The sequence below is a fragment of the Azospirillum sp. VT-I1 genome (assembly GCF_055698305.1).
In genome coordinates this window covers 290001-308451 of sequence record NZ_CP168804.1, presented here as the reverse complement: position 1 = coordinate 308451, position 18451 = coordinate 290001, and the positions used below count along the sequence as shown (strand labels likewise).

At 66.5% G+C, this 18451-nt stretch carries 19 protein-coding genes, 1 tRNA gene, 2 rRNA genes and 2 pseudogenes (1 of these 24 running past the window's edge); 18 read left to right on the top strand and 6 right to left on the bottom strand.

Annotation, left to right across the window (positions count from 1 at the left end):
• Window positions 1–58 precede the first annotated feature (58 nt).
• Window positions 59–970 (bottom strand): LysR family transcriptional regulator, encoded by a 912-nt coding sequence (locus AB8P05_RS23715; RefSeq protein ID WP_455173384.1) that lies wholly within the window; start codon window positions 968–970, stop codon window positions 59–61.
• A gap of 156 nt (window positions 971–1126) precedes the next feature.
• Between AB8P05_RS23715 and AB8P05_RS23710 the strand changes: the two genes are divergently transcribed.
• The 8 genes and pseudogenes from AB8P05_RS23710 to AB8P05_RS23675 form a co-directional block, all read left to right on the top strand.
• A complete protein-coding gene (locus tag AB8P05_RS23710; protein ID WP_472761132.1) occupies window positions 1127–1888 on the top strand; it encodes an SDR family NAD(P)-dependent oxidoreductase in 762 nt (253 codons plus the stop codon).
• Between the two features lie 44 nt (window positions 1889–1932).
• Window positions 1933–2244, top strand: a complete 312-nt coding sequence (locus tag AB8P05_RS23705) for a putative quinol monooxygenase (RefSeq protein WP_455173382.1) — start codon at window positions 1933–1935, stop codon at window positions 2242–2244.
• A gap of 14 nt (window positions 2245–2258) precedes the next feature.
• On the top strand, window positions 2259–3107 hold the full coding sequence (locus tag AB8P05_RS23700; RefSeq protein WP_472761131.1) for an oxidoreductase: 849 nt from the start codon (window positions 2259–2261) through the stop codon (window positions 3105–3107).
• Between the two features lie 40 nt (window positions 3108–3147).
• Window positions 3148–3915, top strand: coding sequence for a meso-2,3-butanediol dehydrogenase (gene budC / locus AB8P05_RS23695; RefSeq protein ID WP_472761130.1), 768 nt, complete (start codon window positions 3148–3150; stop codon window positions 3913–3915).
• A gap of 218 nt (window positions 3916–4133) precedes the next feature.
• Window positions 4134–4586, top strand: a complete 453-nt coding sequence (locus AB8P05_RS23690) for a LysR substrate-binding domain-containing protein (protein WP_472761129.1) — start codon at window positions 4134–4136, stop codon at window positions 4584–4586.
• A 135-nt stretch (window positions 4587–4721) separates the two neighbouring features.
• Window positions 4722–5381 carry a hydrolase gene (locus AB8P05_RS23685; protein WP_472761128.1) on the top strand — a complete coding sequence of 220 codons (660 nt, stop codon included), beginning with the start codon at window positions 4722–4724 and terminating at the stop codon, window positions 5379–5381.
• Between the two features lie 137 nt (window positions 5382–5518).
• Window positions 5519–6472 (top strand): alcohol dehydrogenase catalytic domain-containing protein, encoded by a 954-nt coding sequence (locus AB8P05_RS23680; protein WP_472761127.1) that lies wholly within the window; start codon window positions 5519–5521, stop codon window positions 6470–6472.
• Between the two features lie 216 nt (window positions 6473–6688).
• A pseudogene (locus AB8P05_RS23675) lies at window positions 6689–6817 on the top strand (SDR family oxidoreductase); the annotation flags it as partial.
• Window positions 6818–6832: 15 nt separating this feature from the next.
• Here the strand turns inward: AB8P05_RS23675 and AB8P05_RS23670 are convergent.
• Window positions 6833–8557 carry a sigma 54-interacting transcriptional regulator gene (locus tag AB8P05_RS23670; RefSeq protein ID WP_472761126.1) on the bottom strand — a complete coding sequence of 575 codons (1725 nt, stop codon included), beginning with the start codon at window positions 8555–8557 and terminating at the stop codon, window positions 6833–6835.
• A 356-nt stretch (window positions 8558–8913) separates the two neighbouring features.
• On the opposite strand from AB8P05_RS23670, the gene AB8P05_RS23665 reads away from it, so the two are divergent.
• From AB8P05_RS23665 to AB8P05_RS23640, 6 genes are all read left to right on the top strand, one after another.
• Entirely contained in the window at window positions 8914–9915 is a 1002-nt protein-coding gene (locus tag AB8P05_RS23665) for a LysR family transcriptional regulator (protein WP_472761125.1), read from the top strand.
• Window positions 9912–10541, top strand: a complete 630-nt coding sequence (locus tag AB8P05_RS23660) for a TetR/AcrR family transcriptional regulator (protein WP_472761124.1) — start codon at window positions 9912–9914, stop codon at window positions 10539–10541. Before AB8P05_RS23665 ends, AB8P05_RS23660 begins: the two co-directional genes overlap by 4 nt.
• 183 nt (window positions 10542–10724) lie before the next feature.
• Complete coding sequence (gene wrbA / locus AB8P05_RS23655; RefSeq protein ID WP_472761123.1) at window positions 10725–11324, top strand: NAD(P)H:quinone oxidoreductase; 600 nt, start codon at window positions 10725–10727, stop codon at window positions 11322–11324.
• A gap of 26 nt (window positions 11325–11350) precedes the next feature.
• Window positions 11351–11815 carry an ester cyclase gene (locus AB8P05_RS23650; protein ID WP_472761122.1) on the top strand — a complete coding sequence of 155 codons (465 nt, stop codon included), beginning with the start codon at window positions 11351–11353 and terminating at the stop codon, window positions 11813–11815.
• A 35-nt stretch (window positions 11816–11850) separates the two neighbouring features.
• Complete coding sequence (locus tag AB8P05_RS23645) at window positions 11851–12621, top strand: SDR family NAD(P)-dependent oxidoreductase (RefSeq protein ID WP_472761121.1); 771 nt, start codon at window positions 11851–11853, stop codon at window positions 12619–12621.
• A 325-nt stretch (window positions 12622–12946) separates the two neighbouring features.
• Window positions 12947–13240: a DUF1330 domain-containing protein gene (locus tag AB8P05_RS23640; protein ID WP_472761120.1), complete on the top strand. Its 294-nt coding sequence runs from the start codon at window positions 12947–12949 to the stop codon at window positions 13238–13240.
• A gap of 178 nt (window positions 13241–13418) precedes the next feature.
• Here AB8P05_RS23640 and AB8P05_RS23635 read toward each other — a convergent pair.
• Window positions 13419–13739, bottom strand: a pseudogene (locus tag AB8P05_RS23635) (transposase); the annotation flags it as partial.
• Window positions 13740–13952: 213 nt separating this feature from the next.
• On the opposite strand from AB8P05_RS23635, the gene AB8P05_RS23630 reads away from it, so the two are divergent.
• The 4 genes from AB8P05_RS23630 to tnpC all read left to right on the top strand — a co-directional run bounded on the left by AB8P05_RS23630 (window position 13953) and on the right by tnpC (window position 16752).
• Window positions 13953–14378: a hypothetical protein gene (locus AB8P05_RS23630; RefSeq protein WP_472761119.1), complete on the top strand. Its 426-nt coding sequence runs from the start codon at window positions 13953–13955 to the stop codon at window positions 14376–14378.
• Window positions 14353–14757 (top strand): IS66-like element accessory protein TnpA, encoded by a 405-nt coding sequence (gene tnpA / locus AB8P05_RS23625; protein ID WP_472760589.1) that lies wholly within the window; start codon window positions 14353–14355, stop codon window positions 14755–14757. Before AB8P05_RS23630 ends, tnpA begins: the two co-directional genes overlap by 26 nt.
• Window positions 14754–15107: an IS66 family insertion sequence element accessory protein TnpB gene (gene tnpB, locus AB8P05_RS23620; RefSeq protein ID WP_472760588.1), complete on the top strand. Its 354-nt coding sequence runs from the start codon at window positions 14754–14756 to the stop codon at window positions 15105–15107. Before tnpA ends, tnpB begins: the two co-directional genes overlap by 4 nt.
• 70 nt (window positions 15108–15177) lie before the next feature.
• Window positions 15178–16752 (top strand): IS66 family transposase, encoded by a 1575-nt coding sequence (gene tnpC, locus AB8P05_RS23615; protein ID WP_472760587.1) that lies wholly within the window; start codon window positions 15178–15180, stop codon window positions 16750–16752.
• 357 nt (window positions 16753–17109) lie between these two features.
• Here the strand turns inward: tnpC and AB8P05_RS23610 are convergent.
• From AB8P05_RS23610 to AB8P05_RS23600, 3 genes are all read right to left on the bottom strand, one after another.
• Window positions 17110–17186, bottom strand: a tRNA-Met gene (locus AB8P05_RS23610).
• A 76-nt stretch (window positions 17187–17262) separates the two neighbouring features.
• A 5S ribosomal RNA gene (gene rrf / locus AB8P05_RS23605) occupies window positions 17263–17378 on the bottom strand.
• Between the two features lie 131 nt (window positions 17379–17509).
• Window positions 17510–18451 (bottom strand): 23S ribosomal RNA (locus AB8P05_RS23600) (it continues 1803 nt past the right edge of the window).

Below are 18451 nucleotides of genomic sequence, written 5' to 3'. Positions count from 1 at the left end.
GGGGATAATCAAGCCGAGCTTCAGGTGCCAGTTGAAGGGCCGCGGAAAATGAAGCCCCTCAGGAGGAGGTCAGGCCGTGGCCATGCGCCTTGACGGCATCGATGAAGGCACGAAGCGCCGGCGCCATCTGGCGCTGCTGCGGATAGCAGAGGAAGAAGCCGGGAAAGGGCGCGCAATACTCCTCCAGCAGCGGGACCAGCTTTCCCTCGGCGATCAGGGGGCGCAGCTCATGCTCGATCCAGAAGGCGATGCCGATCCCCTGCACCGCGGCCTCAATGGTCAGGCGTTGGTCGCTCAGCACCAGCGGCCCCTTCACCTCCACCTCCATCCAGGCGCCATCGACGAAGAACTCCCAGTTGTAAGGGGCGATGCGGCCGGGCCAGCGCCAGCGGATGCAGCGGTGGGACAGCAGCTCCTTCGGCGTTTCCGGCCGGCCATGGCGGGCGACATAGTCGGGCGACGCCACCGCGATCTGGCGAAGGTCGCCGCCCAGCCGCAGGGCGACCATGTCCCGCTCCACCACCTCGCCCAGAGTGAAGCCGACGTCGAAGCCGGAGGCGACGAGGTCGACCACCGCGTCGTCCACCAGAATGTCCAGCGTGATGTCCGGATAGCTGCGGTGGAAGCCGGCCAGGATCGGCTCGACATGGCGCCGGTACACCGCGCGCAGGCTGCGGACGCGGACGACTCCGGCCGGCCGGTCGCGCAGATGGCCGATGTCGTCCAGCGCCGCATCCAGCTCCGCCAGCGCCGGACGGGCCCGCAGCAGAAGCCGCTCACCCGCCTCGGTCAGCGACACGCTGCGCGTGGTCCGCTGCAGCAGGCGCACGCCAAGCCTCTCCTCGAACCCGCGGATGGTCTGGCTCAGCGACGAGGGCGCGAGCCCCAGCTGCTCCGCCGCGCGGGTGAAGCTGCCCAGCTCGGCAACCGCGATGAAGGCGCGAAGATCGGCATTCCCAGTCGACCGCATGTCAGAAGCTCCGTTTGTCCGCCCGTCGATTATGCGGCGGTTCCGAACAACCCATTCGAATCCCAGCCGATTATTCCGGCCGGCCCCCGCCGCTAACTTCTGGACCAAGCCGGCCGATCGACCGGCACCCCAACCAGCAACGAAGAGGCAGCCATCATGACCAGCATCGTCAACACGGTAAACGAAGTCGAAGGCAAGGTCGCCATCGTGACCGGTGCTGCCAGCGGCATCGGCCGCGCCACCGTCGAACTGCTGCACGCCCGCGGCGCCCGGGTGATCGCGGAGGACATCAACCCCGCGGTGGAGGCGCTGGCCCGTCCGGGTCTGGTTCCGCTGGTCGCCGACATCGCCGCCGACGGCAGCGCCGAACGGGCGGTGGAACTGGCGCAGGAGCGCTTCGGCGCGCTCGACATCCTCGTCAACAATGCCGGCCGCATCATCTACAAGCCGCTGACCGAGACCAGCCGCGAGGAGTGGGAAGGCATCCTGGCGACCAACGTCACCGGCGCCTTCCTGCATTCCCGCGAAGCGATGAAGGCGATGATGCCGCGCAAGCGCGGCGCAATCGTCAATATCGCCTCCTACGCCTCCTATTTCGCCTTCCCCGGCATCGCCGCCTATACCGCGTCGAAGGGTGCCCTGGCGCAGCTGACCCGTACCCAGGCGCTGGAGGCGATCCCGCACGGCATCCGCGTCAACGCCATCGGCGTCGGCGACGTGGTGACCAACATTCTCAACCACTTCATGGACAACGGCCGCGACTTCCTGGCCGACCACGGCAAGGCCGCCCCCATCGGCCGCGCCGCCCAGCCCGAGGAGATCGCCGAGGTCGTCGCCTTCCTGGCGTCGGACCGGGCCAGCTTCATGGTCGGCGCGGTGGTGATGGCCGACGGCGGCATGACCGTCACCGCCGGTTGAGGCGCACCGCCCCCTTTTCATCCCCAGCATGGACCCGTATTGCGATGACCATTCTAACCAAGGCGGCGTTTTTCGCCGCCAGACCGGGACTGGGCGAGACGCTCGGCGCCCGCCTGCTCGCCCTGGTCGAACCGACCCGCTCCGAACTTGGATGCCTGCGCTACGACATCCACCGCTCGGATGAGGATGCGAACCTCTGGTTCGTTTACGAAAATTGGGCCAGCCAGGACGATTTCGACGCCCACATGCGCACCCCCTATGTCCAGTCCTTCATGGCCGCGCTGCCCGACCTGTGCGCGGACGGCGTCACGATCCACACCGCCCAACGGCTGACCTCCAACTTCGCCCCACGCTGATTCTGGAGAGTAGGATGAAGAGCAACGACCAGCGCGTCTGGCTCGTGACCGGATGCTCCACCGGCTTCGGCCGCAACATCGCCGGCCATCTTCTCGACATCGGCCAGAAGGTCGTCGTGACCGCGCGCAAACCCGCACAGGTCGAAGAGCTTGCCCAGCGCGGCGATGCCCTGATCCTGCCGCTGGACGTGACCGCCCCGGCCCAGGCCGAACAGGCCGTCCAGCAGGCGGAAGCCCGGTTCGGCCGGATCGACGTTCTCGTGAACAACGCCGGCATCGGCTATTTCGCCGCCGTCGAGGAAAGTGACGAGGCCGAGGTCCGCCGGATGTTCGACGTGAACCTCTTCGGGACCGCCGCGACCATCCGCGCCGTCCTGCCCGGCATGCGCCGTCGGCGAAGCGGCACCATCGTCAACTTGACCTCCATCGGCGGGCTGGAAGGCTTCCCGGCGGTCGGCTTCTACTGCGCCTCGAAATATGCGGTGGAGGGCCTGTCCGACAGCCTGCGCATCGAGACGGCACCGCTCGGCATCCATGTGATGACGGTGGAGCCCGGCGCCTTCCGCACGGAATGGGCCGGTTCCTCCACTGAGGCCGCCGGGGGCATCCCGGACTATGACGCGACCGCCGGCGAGGCCCGCCGCGCCTATCGCCAGTCGGTGGGCCGTCAGCCGGGCGACCCCGCCCGAGCTGCCCAGGCCATCGCGTCCGCAGTGCTGTCGGCCGATCCGCCCAAGCGCCTGTTGCTCGGCAACGATGCCTATGCCGTCGCCATGGCCAAGCTGGACGAGATGGGCCGCGAATTCCGCGCCTGGGAGGCGCTGACCAGCAGCACGGAGTTCGCCGCCTCCTCAGACGGCTGACCCCGCAGGCCGCTCCACACCATTATTCAGGAGACATCCCATGAACAGGTTCATTGGAAAGGTGGTCGTCGTGACCGGCGGCGGTTCCGGGATCGGCGAAGCCACCGCCCGCCGGTTCCTCGCCGAAGGGGCCAGCGTGGTAATCGCCGGCCGTAACAGGGACCGTCTGGAAAAAGCCTCCGCCGACATGGTGCGGAACCGCATTCTCCTGTTCGCGGCCGACGTGTCTAAGCGGTCCGACTGCGACGCCCTGATCGGCGCGACGGTCGAGCGTTTCGGGCGGATCGACACGCTGGTCAACGCCGCCGGCATGAATCTGGTCGGCACGGTGGACGAGACCTCGGACGAGGACTGGCGCGCCTGCATGGGCGCCGATGTTGACAGCGTCTTCTTCCTGACGCGGGCCGCCCTGCCGCATCTGCGCAAGACCAAGGGCTCGATCGTTAATGTTGGGTCGGTGTCCTCCCTCGGCGGCGGCTGGAGCCACGCGGGCTACAACGCCGCCAAGGCGGCCGTCGCCAACCTGACGCGGTCGGTCGCCTGCGACAACGGCAAGTACGGCGTGCGCGCCAATACGGTATGCCCCGGCCTGACCGTGACCGGCATGGTCGATGCGATCATGGAAGACGAGGCGCTGCTCGAAAAGGCATGGGAGCGCATTCCGTTGCGCCGCGCCGGCAAGCCAGAGGAGATCGCCTCCGCCATCGCCTTCCTGGCGAGCGACGAGGCCCGGTGGATCACCGGTGCCACTCTCGCCGTCGATGGCGGACAGACCTGCACCGACGGCGGCCCCGAGTGGGGCAAGTAAGGCGACCGGCAGCGCAACAGGCCAATACCTCTGGTCCGATCCCTCTGGTCCGAACCCTCTGGTCCGAACCCTCTGGTCCGAACCCTCTGGTCCGAACCCTCTGGTCCGATCCTCGTGAAGGGTTGCACGACCCTCCACGGGATCAACCGGGGGATTGGGGATGCCGAGGCAAAGACGCTAGGATGGCGGGCTGCGGATTGACCGGAATGGAAGCTGCCATGTTTAAGGAGACCGAATTCTCGCTGATCCTGGACCGCGTGACCTCCGACCTGGGGGACGGCGTTCATGAAACGCAAATACCCCGGCTGGCAGTGATCCGCGCCAGCAGCCCCACCGAACAGCTCCACACCGTCTATGACGTCCGCCAGTTCCTCCGCCAGACTGCGGCCGGTGATCTGGTGACGGGCTTTCTGGCGACGGCGCAATCCGATGTTCCGCACGGACAGGAAGCGGTTCAGATGCAGACGATCATCAGCCTGGTGTCGGCCGGCCTCGGCTTCGCCCTGGTGCCGCAGTCGCTGCGCAACCTCGCCCGCGCCGGTGTTTCGTTCCTGCCGCTGTCGCCCCAGCCTCCGTCAGTCGAGCTCGGCATCGCGTGGCATCACGGCACCCTCACGCCTGCGGCGGATGGATTCATCGCCACCGCGCTGAGGGAGGCAGGTATCCGGTGAGCACCGGTTGCCGCGCGCGCAACGGCGCGTGACCAAACCGCGTTCGCCGGCGGACCTGCCACCCCCATAGGCTTCCTTCATCGGCTTCCAGGCGGCGACGGCGCCGCGACGGATCACCTGACGAAGGACTCCATCATGAGCAGCGACTCCTTTCAAAAGACCGGCCTCGGCACGATGCTGACGCCCGACAACTGCGCCCTGATCCTGATCGACCATCAGCCCTTCCAGGTCGCCGGCGTGAAGAACATCGACGTCTCGTTGATGGTCAACAATGTCGTGGCGCTCGCGAAGTCGGCGAAAGCCTTCGGCGTGCCGACGCTGCTGACGAGCGTCATCAAGGACCGCGGCGGAAACATCCTGAAACCGCTGGCGGAGGTTTTTCCAGAACAGACGCCGATCGACCGCACCTTCATCAACACCTGGGAAGACGAGAACTGCGTGGAATGGGTGCGGCGCACCGGCCGCAAGAAGCTGGTCTTCGCCGCGCTGTGGACCGAGGTCTGCCTTGCCTTCCCGGTGATCCATGCGCTGGGCGACGGCTACGAGGTCTATTTCGTCACCGACGCGTCCGGCGGCACCAGCCAGGAAGCCCATGAGATGGGCATCGCCCGCATGGTCCAGGCCGGTGCCGTGCCGATGACCACCATCGTCTTCATCTCCGAACTCCAGCGAGACTGGGCGCGGACCGAACAGGCGGCGAAAACCGCGGAGATCATTCTGGAGCATGGCGGCGCCAGCGCCAGCGCGCTGGCCTGGGAGCTGCAATTGCTGAACGCGATGGCGACCGCCGCCTGACCCGCGGGACCGCAGCGGCGCCGCGATGGCGCCGCCCGGCATGCCCACAGTGGCACCCCAGCTGCAAGGAGCAGCCCCATGTCAGATGCCATCCCTCCGCAGGAGCAGCCGCGCGCAATGCTGCGGCTGGCCTGCCGATGAGCGCCGTCGTCCGTTTCCATCATCCCGGCCCGCCATCGGTGCTCGTCCTTGAAGACGAGGACGTTCCCCTGCCCGGCCCCGGCGAGGTCCGCTTCCGTGCGCGGGCGATCGGCGTGAATTTCGTCGACACCGCCTTCCGCGACGGCAGCTTCAACACCGCGCTTCCGGCGGTCGGCGGGGTCGAGGCCGCCGGCGTCATCGAGGCGGTCGGTCCGGGCGTGACGGAGTATGAAGTCGGCGACCGCGTCGGCTATTTCTTCGCGCCGGGCAGCTACGCCGAACTGCGCAACGTCCCGGCGGAGGTTCTGATCCGGTTGCCCGACGATATCGCCTTCGACGACGCCGCCGCCATCATGACTAAGGGACTGACCGCCTGGGTGGCGATCCGCCATCTGCATCCCGTCGAACCGGGTGAAGCGGTCCTCGTCCAGGGCGCCAGCGGGGGCGTCGGCTCGCTCACCGCGCGTTGGGCGGATGCCTTGGGCGCGCGGGTCGTCGGCACCGGCTCCGCCGCCAAACTCGGTGTCCTGGACGGGTCGAGTGTCACGGGTGTCGACTCCCATGATCCGCGTCTGGCAGACCGGCTGCGTGATCTGGTCCCGGACGGCTTCGACGTCGTCTGCGAATTCGTGGGCCGCGCCACCTTCCCGGCCTCCGTGGCGGCGATCCGCGACGGCGGCGAGATCGTCATGATCGGCGCAGCCTCCGGCCGGCCGGAGGTCGATCGCGACACATTGGCAAGCCGCCGCATCCGGCTGTCGGGCGGCAGCACGGCCCAGCTGGTCCGCGGACCGCTCCTCGCCAGCGCCGGCGCGGAGGTCTTCGACGCCCACCGGCGGGGCGTGTTCGGAACGCTGCGCCTCAGCCGCTACCCGCTGGCCGAGGCCGCCCGCGCCCATGAGGACATCGCATCGCGCAACCGCGACGGACTGCTCCTGCTGATTCCCTGAAGCCTTTTTGATGGCCGCCATTGACAGCCGCGGTGGCGGCCGGAGGACATCGTCATGCAAGCGTTACGTTTCGAACGGACCGGCGACCCCTCGGTCCTGTCCCTTCAGGATCTGCCGGTGCCGGTCCCCGGTCCCGGCCAAGCCCTCGTCGAGGTCCATGCGGCGGCAATCAACCCGAGCGACGTCAAGATCGTCGGTGGTGCCTTCTCGCCCCAGCGTGGCGCCCACCCGCGGGAGGTCGCCGAGGCTGCCGTCTGGTTGTGCTCAGACCGCGCCAGCTACGTATATGGGCACATGCTGGTGGTGGATGGCGGCATGACGATCGGCGGGTTCGAGCCGGAATAACAGGAACTTCCCCTTCTAAAACGCGTCTTTGGCTTCGTCCTCCCCCATCCCGCGGCTTTTGCGGAAGCGATAGGCGAGCTGGGGGCGCGTCATTCCCAATTCGCGGGCGGCGGCGCTGAGATTGCCGGACGCACGTTCGACCGCCCGGGCGATGATCTCGCTCTCGAAGGTCTCGAGCGAGAAATTGCCGTCGAGAAGCTGGTCGAGCGAGGGACCGCCATCCGTCGGCGCCGGCTCCTCCCTCCCACCCATCGACAGCCGCCCCGCCTGCGAAACGCTGAAGAAGCGCGGACTGTCCTGGTCGAGCGGCGAGGAGAGATGCGACAGGTCGATCGTCCCGGTTTCCGGCGCAAGGATCACCGCACGCTCGATCATGCTCTCCAGCTCGGCGACATTTCCGGGAAACTCGTAGGTCAACAGGAAGGCGATGGCGCTCTGGGCAACCGATCGGATCAGCTTGCCGTGGCGGCAGGCGAACTCCGTCACGAAATGCTTCAGCAGCAACGGGATGTCCGACCGCCGTTCACGCAAGGGGGCCAGACGGATCGGAAAGGCGCTGAGCTTGTAATAGAGATCCTCGCGGAAGCTGCCGTCCCGCACCGCCGCCGTCAGCCTTGGTGTCGATGCGGCGATGATGCGGACCTTAACCGGTCGCGGCTGGCCGCCGCCAAGCCGCTCCACCTCGCCGGCCTGCAGCACCCGCAGCAGCTTCGACTGCGCCCGCGCGTCGAGGCAATGGACGTCCTCCAGGAACAGGGTCCCGCCGTTGGCCCGCTCCACCCGGCCATTGCGAGACACCGCCACACCGGCCAGAACGCCCTTCTCGACGCCGAACAGCTCAGCATCCAGCGCGTCGCCGGTTGCCATCGAACAGCTGAAATGGACGAGGGGCTGCCGCGCGCGCTTGCTCAAGCGGTGAAGGGCGCGCGCGCTCGTCTTCTTTCCGACACCGGCCTCGCCAACCAGCAGCACCGGGGCGTCGGTCGGCGCGACCTTGCCGATCAGATCCATGGTGGAGACGAAGTTGGGCGACATGCCGAGCAGCCGGCCGTCCGACCATTCCAGCGCCGGGGCAGCCACGCCGGCCGTCCGCTCCCACTGGTCGGTGTCGCTGTTCCACGGTTCGGACAGGCACAGGCCATTCTGCAGGTCGTCGCGGGCGCCATCCTCCCAAAGCTCCGCCGGCTTGCCGACGATGCGACACTGGGCATGGCCCATCGCCCGGCATTCGACCTCCCGGTACAGGATCGGGCGGCCCATGAAGACGCTGGTGTAGCCGGTCGCATAGCCGATGGCGCTCCAGCACACCGGCTCCTTGCTCAGGCCATGTTCCTTCAGATGCGCTTCGACCTCGATCGAGTTTCGCCAGATCCATTCTCCGGCGTGAAAGTTCGTCGCCGGATCGAAGGAATGAGCGACGGGCTCCACCACCACCATGCCTTCAATGGCGTGCAGCCGCGGTCCGGCCAGGAAGTTGGTCAGCATGTCGGATTCCGGCCGGGCGCGTCGCGCCAGCGCCCCATCGGAACTGCCGCCGGCATGACCCATGCGCATCAGCATCCGCTTCGCCGCCTCCTGCCCCACCGTCTCGATCAGTTCCTTGCGGAAGGCGGCATAGGCGGAGAGATGCACGAGCATCATGCGCTCGCGCTCGAGCCAGATGCAGCCGTCTTCCGGATTAAACCGAAGCCGCGCCGACAAGGCCCCGATATCGACGCCGAGTTCCGGCTCGGTGTTCATCGCCATGCACCCGATAACGGAGCGGAATGCTCACCCTTGCCGGGCGAACGGGGGGCGATGGTCGTGGAATGGAGCATGGACCCTCGTTCACCAAATCATGCAGGTCGGCGGAAACAATGTGTTCAAATGCTTACTTTGGCAACGCTCCCGTAGGGGGAAGGTAGCCTCCCCAACGTCCGGTTTAAGTTTAAGCTATTGAAGTTATTGTATTTTAAAGTTTCATCGAGCGGGTTCGATCATTGCTGGCGCCGTCCTCCCGTGCGCATGCACCCTATCCTGGGATAGAGACCGCGCTCCGGACCGCGTCGAAGAACGCGATCGGCTGCCGGTTCGAACAAAAGACCGGGAGAGGTCAGATGACTCGGTTCGACGGTAGGGTAATCAGCGGCGTCGGGGTATTCGCCGCCGCTGTCGAGACGGGCAGCTTCGTCCGGACGTCGGAAGTCGTCGGGTTGACGACCTCCGGAGTCAGCAGGGCGATCGGACGGCTCGAGGAGCGACTCGGCACCCGCCTTTTTCACCGCACTCCGCAAGGAATCCGAATCACCGAGGATGGCCGCCGATTCTACGAACAGACCCTGCCCCTGCTGGAACAGCTGGCACAGTCCGCAAGCGCCGTGCGGTCGTCGAACGGCGGCCTCGCCGGCACCATCCGGCTGAACGCCGATTCGGCCTCCAGCCATTTCCTCCTGCCCGTCATCCGCAGCTTCACCGAAGCCCATCCGGAAGTGAACCTGCGGCTGGAGGTGCAGGAGCGGCCGCTGGATCCAGGCGCCGGGCCGTTCGATCTGGCGATGCACCTTGCCGATGCCGACTGGCCGGGCGCGGCCGGGGAACCGCTGTTCGAGAGCGAGTCGATCCTCTGCGCCTCACGCAGCTATCTGAGGGCGAAATCGGCGCCGACGATACCGACAGAGTTGGCCGGGGCGGGGCACACGCTTTTGCTCGACGAGACGAACGAACGCCGCCGAACCCCCTGGCTGTTCACCCGCGGCACGCAGAAGGTCGCGATCGAGGCGAGCCGGCATCTGAGCTTCAACACGCCGATGATGGTGCTGATGGCGGCGATCCAGGGCGGCGGCATCGCAAAGCTTCCCCGCTTCGTCGCCGCCACCGAACTGGAGGAGGGGCGGCTGGTCCGCATCTTGGGCGACTGGCACGCGGGCTTTGCCTGCACTTATGTGTATCGCCAGCCGGGCAGCGCCCCCAACGCCAGGACCGACGCACTCCTCAAGCATTTGAGGACCGCCAGCAACGCCTTCACCACGCGTACGCCCGCGGGAGTACCGACGGGAGCGTTCGAGACGGGGCGAATGCCGGCGCTGGCATCCGACGTCGCGCTCCGGAGCATCGGATGACCATCCGCAAGGAACGCCCTGCCAGCGAGCCTCGCCCCTATCACCATGGCAAGCTGGCGGAGGCGCTGGTCGACGCGACGTTCGACATCGTCCGGGAAAAGGGGATCGAGGGGGTCTCCGTCCGCGAGGCGGCGCGGCGCGTCGATGTCTCGTCCTCGGCACCCTTCAAGCATTTCAGGAGCCGGGCCGACCTGATGCTGGCCGTCGTCGACAAGGCGGTCGGTAGCCTGCGGATCGCGGTCGAGGCATCCTTCCTGTCCAAATCCGATCCCCTGGACTGCGTCCGCGCCGCCGGTGACGCCTATCTCACTTGGTCATACGCGCACCCCGTCCATATGCAGATCATCACCGCCTCCTGTGGCAGCCTGCCGCGGTCGGCGGATGCCCAGCACCAGATCGACGAGATGACCGGCTACTGGTTCGCATGGTTCGGTGCGGCCGCGGCCTCCGGTATGCTCAGAGGCGATCCCGACCCCTGCATCGCCGCCGTCGCAAGCGGCGCCCAGCTCTACGGCCTGTCCTCGGCCTTCACCGAGGGACGCTGCGTTTCCCCGGCCATGGCGGCCGATCCGCTCGCGACGATGAAAAGCGCCTTCGCCCTTCACCTCGCCAATCTGCGTTCCTGAGTCCCAAGCCGGCGCGGCTGACGCTTTGTCATCCACGCGGTGACGAATTGTCGGTCGTGCGACCGTAGCCGGGCCGCTTAGCATCCTGACGGTGAATGCATTCCGGCAGGACTGCCACGCAACCCGCGGCCCTTCCCCTGCGCCGCCACCGCAATCCGCACCAACACGAAAAGGATCGCTTTCATGGCCAAGGTTCTCGTCCTCTACTACTCTTCCTACGGCCACATCGAGACGATGGCCCATGCCATTGCCGAAGGCGCGCGCAGCGCCGGCGCGGCGGTGGACGTCAAGCGCGTGCCCGAGACGGTGCCGGAAGCGGTGGCGAAGAACGCCCACTTCAAGCTCGACCAGAGCGCGCCGGTCGCCACCGTGGCCGAGCTGGAGCAGTATGATGCCATCATCGTCGGCACCGGCACCCGCTTCGGCCGCATCTCCTCGCAGATGGCGGCTTTCCTCGACCAGGCCGGCGGGCTGTGGGCACGCGGTGCACTCAACGGCAAGGTCGGCGCCGCCTTCACCTCCAGCGCGACCCAGCATGGCGGCAACGAGACCACGCTGTTCTCGATCATCACCAACCTGCTGCATTTCGGCATGGTCATCGTCGGCCTGCCCTACAGCCACCAGGGCCAGATGAGTGCCGACGAGATCGTCGGCGGCGCGCCCTACGGCGCCACCACGGTCGCCGCCGGCGACGGGTCGCGCCAGCCGACCGAGATCGATCTGGCCGGCGCCCGCCACCAGGGCGAACTCGTCGCCCTCACCTCGGCCAAGCTGTTCGGCTGACCGTTGGCACTTGAAAGGGTTTCGCAATGTCCAGCACGCCCCAGAGCCAGGCGGCGATCGCCGTCGTGCGTCTAAATACCGAGCAGGTCCAAGGCCGCGGCAACTACGCCCTGTTCGAGGAACTCTTCGCCCCCGACTACATCGACCATACACCGCAGCCGGGTGGCACGCCCGACCGGGCCGGCACACTGCGCCTGTACAAGGCCCTGCGCGCCGCCTTCCCTGATTTCCATGCGGACATCCACTGGCAGGCCGCCGACGGCGATCTGGTCACCACCTACAAGACCTATCACGGCACCCACCAGGGACCTTTCCTCGGCATCGCCCCGACCGGCAAGGCCATCGCCTTCGAGACGGTGGACGCCATGCGCGTGCGTGACGGCCGCATCGTCGAGCATTGGGGTGTCGCCAACCTCTACAAGCTGCTGGAACAACTGGGCGCCCTACCCGCCGCTCAGTCTCCGGCCCAGCCCGCCGGTGTGTCGGCCTGATCCGGCGCGCCTTCCTCTCCCCCACGAGGTCGACGATGAGCAACATTCTGAATGGCAAGGTGGTCGTGGTGACCGGCGCGTCGAGCGGCATCGGCCGGGCGATCGCACTACGCGCTGCCGAGCATGGCGCCCGCGCGGTGATCGTCCCCGACGTGACGGAAACACCGCGAGAAGGCGGCGAACCGACCGCCGAGACGATCCGGGCGCTGGGCGTGCCCGCCGTCTTCGTGAAGACGGATGTCAGCAAGCGCGCCGAGAACGACGCGCTGGTTGCATCGGCGGAGGAATTCGGCGGCGTCGATGTCTTCGTCGCCAACGCCGGCATCACGTTGCGCACCGACGGCGCTGAAGTACCGGAGGAGGACTACCGGCGGCTGATGGCGGTGAACCTGGACGGCGTGCTTTTCGGCGCCCAGGCGGCGGCCCGGCAGATGAAGGCGAAGGGCAAGGCCGGCAGCATCGTGCTGATGGCCAGCATGGGCGGCATCGTCGGCGCCGGTATAACGGTGGCCTATTCGACCAGCAAGGGCGGCGTGGTCCTGATGGCGAAGTCGCTGGCGGACGCGCTCGGTCCCGACGGCATCCGCGTGAACGCCGTCGCCCCCGGTACCATCGACACGGTGCTGTTGCGCACCGCCCCCGGCATTGCCGAGGCGTCAGAAGGCTTCCGCCAGCGCACTCCTCTGCGCCGCCTGGGGCAGCCGTCGGAGATCGGAGATGCGGTGGCCTATCTCGGCTCCGACCTGTCCAGCTACGTTACCGGCCACGCCCTGACCGTCGATGGCGGCCTGCTGGCAGTGATCTGATCCCGCCAGGGAGGGCGCCCCATACCCCCGCCGGCGCGCCCTCACCCAGCCGCCGTTCGACCGATCATCGCCGGAGGCCGTCATGGCAGCCCCCGACCGCATCGACGTCCATCAGCACATCGTCCCGCCATTCTGGGCGGACGCCCTCCCCGATCATGGGGAGATCCCTCGGGCTGGCGCAGCCCTGCCTGGTCACGTTCCCTGCCCATAAGCGCTCCGATTGTCCCACTGCTGGAACAGCGCTGTCCGATCTGGCTGTCTAAATCTTATCTCCGCACTCTGATTAGATGCCTGAGCACATCAATCGAGCAGCAGAGAGATAATAGTGACGGCCTATCTTGTAATCGACATCAGCATTTTCGACATTCCGAAAATGGAAGAGTACGAACGACATGTGCTGCCGCTTCTGAAGAGGTTCGGCGGCACACCGATCGCCTATGACGACAACGGCATCGTTCTGGAAGGGGCATGGAACAACCGCGTGCTGATCGTTGCCTTTCCTTCCAAGGACGACATCAGGACCTTCTTCAATTCACCGGAATATGCGCCTTGGAAGGCTTTGAGGCGCAAACACTCGGACGGCCGCGCCGTGGCGATTCAGGCGATAGAGCCCGGCTGACAGATCGCCGGGGCCACCATGCTCATGGAGCCCATCCGGCAAGGCCACCGCCGACATCGCCCCGTTGCCGGCGATCGGCCGAACCACCCCTCTTCATTGTGCACAGCTTCATCAAGCTGAGATGGTCCTGGTTTCGCGGACAGATTTGCGGCTTTTCTAAGCTTGGCTCAGGTCCGTGTCATGCCGCCAATCTGATAGGTTCCGGTGTACCCTGGCAGGCCTCCTCCGGGGTTCTGTCGCCGAGCGCGGAATGCGGACGGTCGATGTTGTAGTAGTCGATCCACCGGCCGCGCCGCGCCATCGCCTCCTCCACGGCCTCGATGCAGAACTCGACGTCCATGGTGTTCGACAGCCGCCAGCTCAGGACCTTGCGCGTCGCCCAGTCCATCACCGCCACCAAGTACAGGAAGCCCGGGCGCATCGGAATGTAGGTGATGTCAGCGCACCAGACCTGGTTGGGTCGGTCGATGGTCACGTCGCGCAGCAGGTACGGCCAGACAGCTCGCATTGCCGGGCGATCGACAGCCGCGGATGCTCCGGCTCGATCAGCTCCCGCCTCCGATCGCCTCCAGCGCCACCTTCGCCTTGAACTCCGCCGAATACCGCTTCCGTTTTCCCGTCATCGGGTCCGTCCTTCTTCCTGGGCGAACCAAGCTTAGCGAACTCGCCGCGAAACCGGGACCATCTCAGCTGCGGCGGCAACTAGACCATCATGGCCAAGGACCGCTATGGCTGCGCCAGTCACAGGAATAAGGGGAACTGCAGCAACGATCGCACCATCAGCCGCTTCGACATCGAGCGGCGGGTCCTCACCGGTCTCAAGGAGCGCTTGCTGGCGCCCGAACTGATCCAGGAGTTCGTCGACAGCTTCCGTGCCGGCGTGGAAGCGGCAACGGCCGACCGCGAAGCCAACCGCCGCACGCGCGAGCGCGAACTGGCAGCAGTCGAGCGCAAGATCGTCGGCATCCTGAAGGCGATCGAGGACGGGCTGTACCACGAGTCGATGAAAGAGCGCCTGACCATCTTGGAGGGTAAGCGGTGTTCTGGTCCCACCTTTCGGCGGGATCGGGGTGGAGCGAATCTCCCGGATCGCATGATCGGGAGAACGGTTTGTGTCTACGCTCGACCTTACGCTTGACCAGGAGCCCGTCCGGGTGCGCCGCATGGAGGTGATCACGGGCGATGTAGGGCGCCGGACCTGGTCGCCAGAGGAGAAGGCGCGGATCCTGGCTGAGGCGGCGGTACCCGGGGTCGTGGTCTCCGAAGTGGCCCGGCGTCACGGATTGCGGCCCCAGCAGGTGTTCGGCTGGCGCCGGGAAGCGCGTGCCGTCAACCGCTTCCAGGAAGAGGGGTTCGTGTTTGCGCCGGTGGTGCTGGACACCACGCCGCCCCCAGCCGCACCGAAGGAACTCCCGGCCATCGAAGTGCAGATCGGCGATGCGGTGGTGCGCGTACCGGCCGGCATGGACAGCGCCACCGTCAAGGCGGTGTTGCGCGCGGTGAGGGCGTCGCGGTGATCGGCATCGAGGGCGCGGTGCGGGTTCTTGTCGCCGCCAAGCCGGTCGATTTCCGCAAGGGTATGGATGGTTTGGTCGCCCTGGTGCAGCAGCAGCTGGGGGCTGATCCCTTCAGCGGGGTCATCTACGTCTTCCGCTCCAAGCGAGCCGACCGGGTGAAACTCCTGCACTGGGACGGCACCGGACTGGTTCTCATCGCGAAGAGATTGGAGGCCGGCCAGTTCCGCTGGCCAGCGATCCGCGACGGCGTGATCCGGCTGACCCCGGCTCAGCTCTCGGCGCTCGTCGAGGGGCTGGACTGGACCCGGGTGCGGGGCGTGCGGGTGCCTCGGCCGACGTCCGCCGGCTGAGCTGCGACACAGCGACTCGCTTGCCTTTTCGCAGGCGAGGACTGCGCAAGCCGCCGCTATACTGGTGGACGTGACGACCGCGCCTGAAACCCTTCCCAGCGATCCTGACGAACTGCGTGCCCTGCTGCTGGCCGAACGGCTCCGGCATGCCGCGGAGTTGACGGCGGCCCGCTCCTCGGCCGAGGAGGAGATCGCCCGGCTGCGCCAGATCATCTGGGAATTGCAGCGCCATCGCTTCGGCCGGCGGGCCGAGCGCCTTGATCCGGACCAGCTGGCCTTGGCGCTGGAGGACCTGGAGCAGACGCTGGCCGCCAAGGAGGCCGAGCCCGCCGGCTCCGCGGCGGCCAAGCCGGCCCCTTCGCCGCCACGGCGTCGGGTGAACCGCGGCAACCTGCCGGCCGATCTGCCGCGCGAGGAGATCCTCATCGATGTCGCCGACAAGACCTGCCCGTGTTGCGGCGGCACGCTGCATCCCATCGGCGAGGATGTCTCGCAACGTCTGGATCTCATCCCGGCCCGCTTCCGGGTGCTGGTGACCCGCCGGCCGAAATACGCCTGCCGCCAGTGCGAGGAGGGCGTCGTGCAGGCCGCGGCGCCGGCGCGCATCGTGGACGCCGGCATCCCCACCGAGGCGCTGATCGCCCACGTGCTGGTGTCCAAGTACGCCGATCACCTGCCGCTCTACCGCCAAGTCCAGATCTACGCGCGCCAGGGTGTCGATCTCGACCGCTCCACCCTGGCCGACTGGGTCGGACGGGCGGCGTGGTATCTGCGGCCTCTTCATGAACGATTGCTGGCCAGCCTGAGGGGGTCGGGCAAGCTGTTCGCCGACGAGACGACGGCGCCGGTGCTCGACCCCGGACGGGGCAGCACGAAGACCGGCCAGCTCTGGGCCTACGCACGCGACGATCGCCCCTGGAACGGACCGGAGCCGCCGGCGGTGGCCTACGTCTATGCTCCCGATCGTAAGGGGGAACGCCCCGTGATGCATCTGCAGGGGTTCACCGGCGTGCTCCAGGTCGACGGCTATGCCGGCTATCGCAAGCTGGCCGAGGGCGGAGCCGTGCGCCTCGCCTTCTGCTGGGCGCACGTCCGCCGCGGCTTCTATGATCTCCAGACCGGCGGCTCGGCGCCGATCGCCAGCGAAGCCTTGCGGCGCATCGCCCAGCTGTACGCGGTGGAGGCCGAGATCCGCGGCCATCACTCCGAAGCGCGCCGCCGGGAGCGCCAAGCCCGCTCGACGCCGCTGATTGCGGAACTGAAGACGTGGCTGGAAAAGCAACTGGCGACCGTGTCGCGCAAATCGACATTGGCCGAGGCGATCCGTTACGCGCTCAGCCGCTGGGAGGGGTTGACGCTGTTCCTCGACGATGGCCGGGTGGAGATCGACAGCAACAGCGTGGAGCGCAGCATCCGCCCGCTGGCCCTCACGCGCAAGAATGCTCTGTTCGCCGGCAGCGACGGCGGCGGTGAGCACTGGGCGACCATCGCGTCGCTGGTGGAAACCTGCAAGCTCAGCGGTGTCGATCCGCAGCCCTGGTTCGCCGATGTCCTGACCAAACTCGCCGGCGGACATCCGATCACCAGGCTCGATGAGCTGCTGCCCTGGAGCTATGCCCAGCAGGCCGAAACTGCCGTGGCCTGAAAACACCGCTTACCTTGGAGGCGGACAAGGCCCAGCTCATTGCCGCGGCCGAGGAGCCCGATGCGGACCTGCCGTCGGTCCTGCTGCACCCCCAGCTGTCGAACCTCTACCGCCGCAAGGTGGAAGCGCTGGAGGCTGCTCTCGCTGGCGGCGAGGACAGCGCCGAGGCGATGGAGATGGTGCGGATCATGATCGAGCGCGTCGTCCTGACGCCCTCCCCTGCCGGCGCAGGATTGGATGCCGACCTGCATGGCGAGCTGGCCGGCGTGCTGGCGGTCTGCGAGGGCGCCGCCCGGATGGGCAAGGCCCAGACGCACGAACGCCCCGGCTCTTTCGAACCGGGGCGCCAAGTGTCGGTGGTTGCGGGGGCAGGATTTGAACCTGCGGCCTTCAGGTTATGAGCCTGACGAGCTACCGGGCTGCTCCACCCCGCGGATGTCCTATTGTGGATGATGGATCGTGACGATGCCAGCGTTTGCTTCGAGTTTTAGCGTCTCTTGAGCCTGAGTGACCTGGCGGCGACCTACTCTCCCACGTCTTAAGACGCAGTACCATTGGCGCGGAGGCTTTTCACGGCCGAGTTCGGGATGGGATCGGGTGTTTGACACCTCGCCATGACCACCAGGTCACCGAGGCTCAAGACCGACGCTATCCGAAGCGTATAGCTGTTCAGTGCAAGTGAGGTCGAGGATGTATCGAACTGCGGTGTGTGCGTCAAGCAGGCTTGCTGCTGCGCATGGCGCGGTAATGTGGGGTCGAGATCAAGCCGATCGAGCGATTAGTAAGGCTTAGCTTCAGACATTGCTGCCCGTCCACATGCCTCCTATCGACGTGATGGTCTGTCACGGCTCTCAAGGGAGCTCTGGTTTAGAGGTGGGTTTCCCGCTTAGATGCTTTCAGCGGTTATCCCGTCCATACTTAGCTACCCGGCCATGCCACTGGCGTGACAACCGGTGCACCAGAGGTATGTCCATCCCGGTCCTCTCGTACTAGGGACAGATCCTCGCAAAACTCCGACACCCACGGCAGATAGGGACCGAACTGTCTCACGACGTTCTAAACCCAGCTCACGTACCACTTTAATCGGCGAACAGCCGAACCCTTGGGACCTGCTCCAGCCCCAGGATGTGATGAGCCGACATCGAGGTGCCAAACGACTCCGTCGATATGGACTCTTGGGAGTCATCAGCCTGTTATCCCCGGCGTACCTTTTATCCGTTGAGCGATGGCCCGTCCACGTGGAGCCACCGGATCACTATGGCCGACTTTCGTCTCTGCTCGACTTGTCAGTCTTGCAGTCAGGCGGGCTTATGCCATTGCACTCGACGAGCGATTTCCGACCGCTCTGAGCCCACCATCGCGCGCCTCCGTTACACTTTGGGAGGCGACCGCCCCAGTCAAACTACCCGCCATGCAGGGTCCCGGACCCGGATCACGGGCCACGGTTAGATGCCAGAGACTTCAAGGGTGGTATTTCAAGGATGGCTCCACACGAGCTGGCGCCCATGCTTCCAAGCCTCCCACCTATCCTACACATGAAGTCCCTAGCACCACTGCAAAGCTGTAGTAAAGGTGCACGGGGTCTTTCCGTCTGACCGCGGGAACTCCGCATCTTCACGGAGAGTTCAATTTCGCTGAGTTGGTGTTGGAGACAGCGGGGAAGTCGTTACGCCATTCGTGCAGGTCGGAACTTACCCGA

What these genes read in the sequence shown, in the direction of transcription:
- AB8P05_RS23715 (WP_455173384.1), bottom strand. Translation starts at nt 970, where the DNA reads ATGCGGTCGACTGGGAATGCCGATCTTCGCGCCTTCATCGCGGTTGCC.
- AB8P05_RS23710 (WP_472761132.1), top strand. Translation starts at nt 1,127, where the DNA reads ATGACCAGCATCGTCAACACGGTAAACGAAGTCGAAGGCAAGGTCGCC.
- AB8P05_RS23705 (WP_455173382.1), top strand. Translation starts at nt 1,933, where the DNA reads ATGACCATTCTAACCAAGGCGGCGTTTTTCGCCGCCAGACCGGGACTG.
- AB8P05_RS23700 (WP_472761131.1), top strand. Translation starts at nt 2,259, where the DNA reads ATGAAGAGCAACGACCAGCGCGTCTGGCTCGTGACCGGATGCTCCACC.
- budC (WP_472761130.1), top strand. Translation starts at nt 3,148, where the DNA reads ATGAACAGGTTCATTGGAAAGGTGGTCGTCGTGACCGGCGGCGGTTCC.
- AB8P05_RS23690 (WP_472761129.1), top strand. Translation starts at nt 4,134, where the DNA reads ATGTTTAAGGAGACCGAATTCTCGCTGATCCTGGACCGCGTGACCTCC.
- AB8P05_RS23685 (WP_472761128.1), top strand. Translation starts at nt 4,722, where the DNA reads ATGAGCAGCGACTCCTTTCAAAAGACCGGCCTCGGCACGATGCTGACG.
- AB8P05_RS23680 (WP_472761127.1), top strand. Translation starts at nt 5,519, where the DNA reads ATGAGCGCCGTCGTCCGTTTCCATCATCCCGGCCCGCCATCGGTGCTC.
- AB8P05_RS23670 (WP_472761126.1), bottom strand. Translation starts at nt 8,557, where the DNA reads ATGAACACCGAGCCGGAACTCGGCGTCGATATCGGGGCCTTGTCGGCG.
- AB8P05_RS23665 (WP_472761125.1), top strand. Translation starts at nt 8,914, where the DNA reads ATGACTCGGTTCGACGGTAGGGTAATCAGCGGCGTCGGGGTATTCGCC.
- AB8P05_RS23660 (WP_472761124.1), top strand. Translation starts at nt 9,912, where the DNA reads ATGACCATCCGCAAGGAACGCCCTGCCAGCGAGCCTCGCCCCTATCAC.
- wrbA (WP_472761123.1), top strand. Translation starts at nt 10,725, where the DNA reads ATGGCCAAGGTTCTCGTCCTCTACTACTCTTCCTACGGCCACATCGAG.
- AB8P05_RS23650 (WP_472761122.1), top strand. Translation starts at nt 11,351, where the DNA reads ATGTCCAGCACGCCCCAGAGCCAGGCGGCGATCGCCGTCGTGCGTCTA.
- AB8P05_RS23645 (WP_472761121.1), top strand. Translation starts at nt 11,851, where the DNA reads ATGAGCAACATTCTGAATGGCAAGGTGGTCGTGGTGACCGGCGCGTCG.
- AB8P05_RS23630 (WP_472761119.1), top strand. Translation starts at nt 13,953, where the DNA reads ATGGCCAAGGACCGCTATGGCTGCGCCAGTCACAGGAATAAGGGGAAC.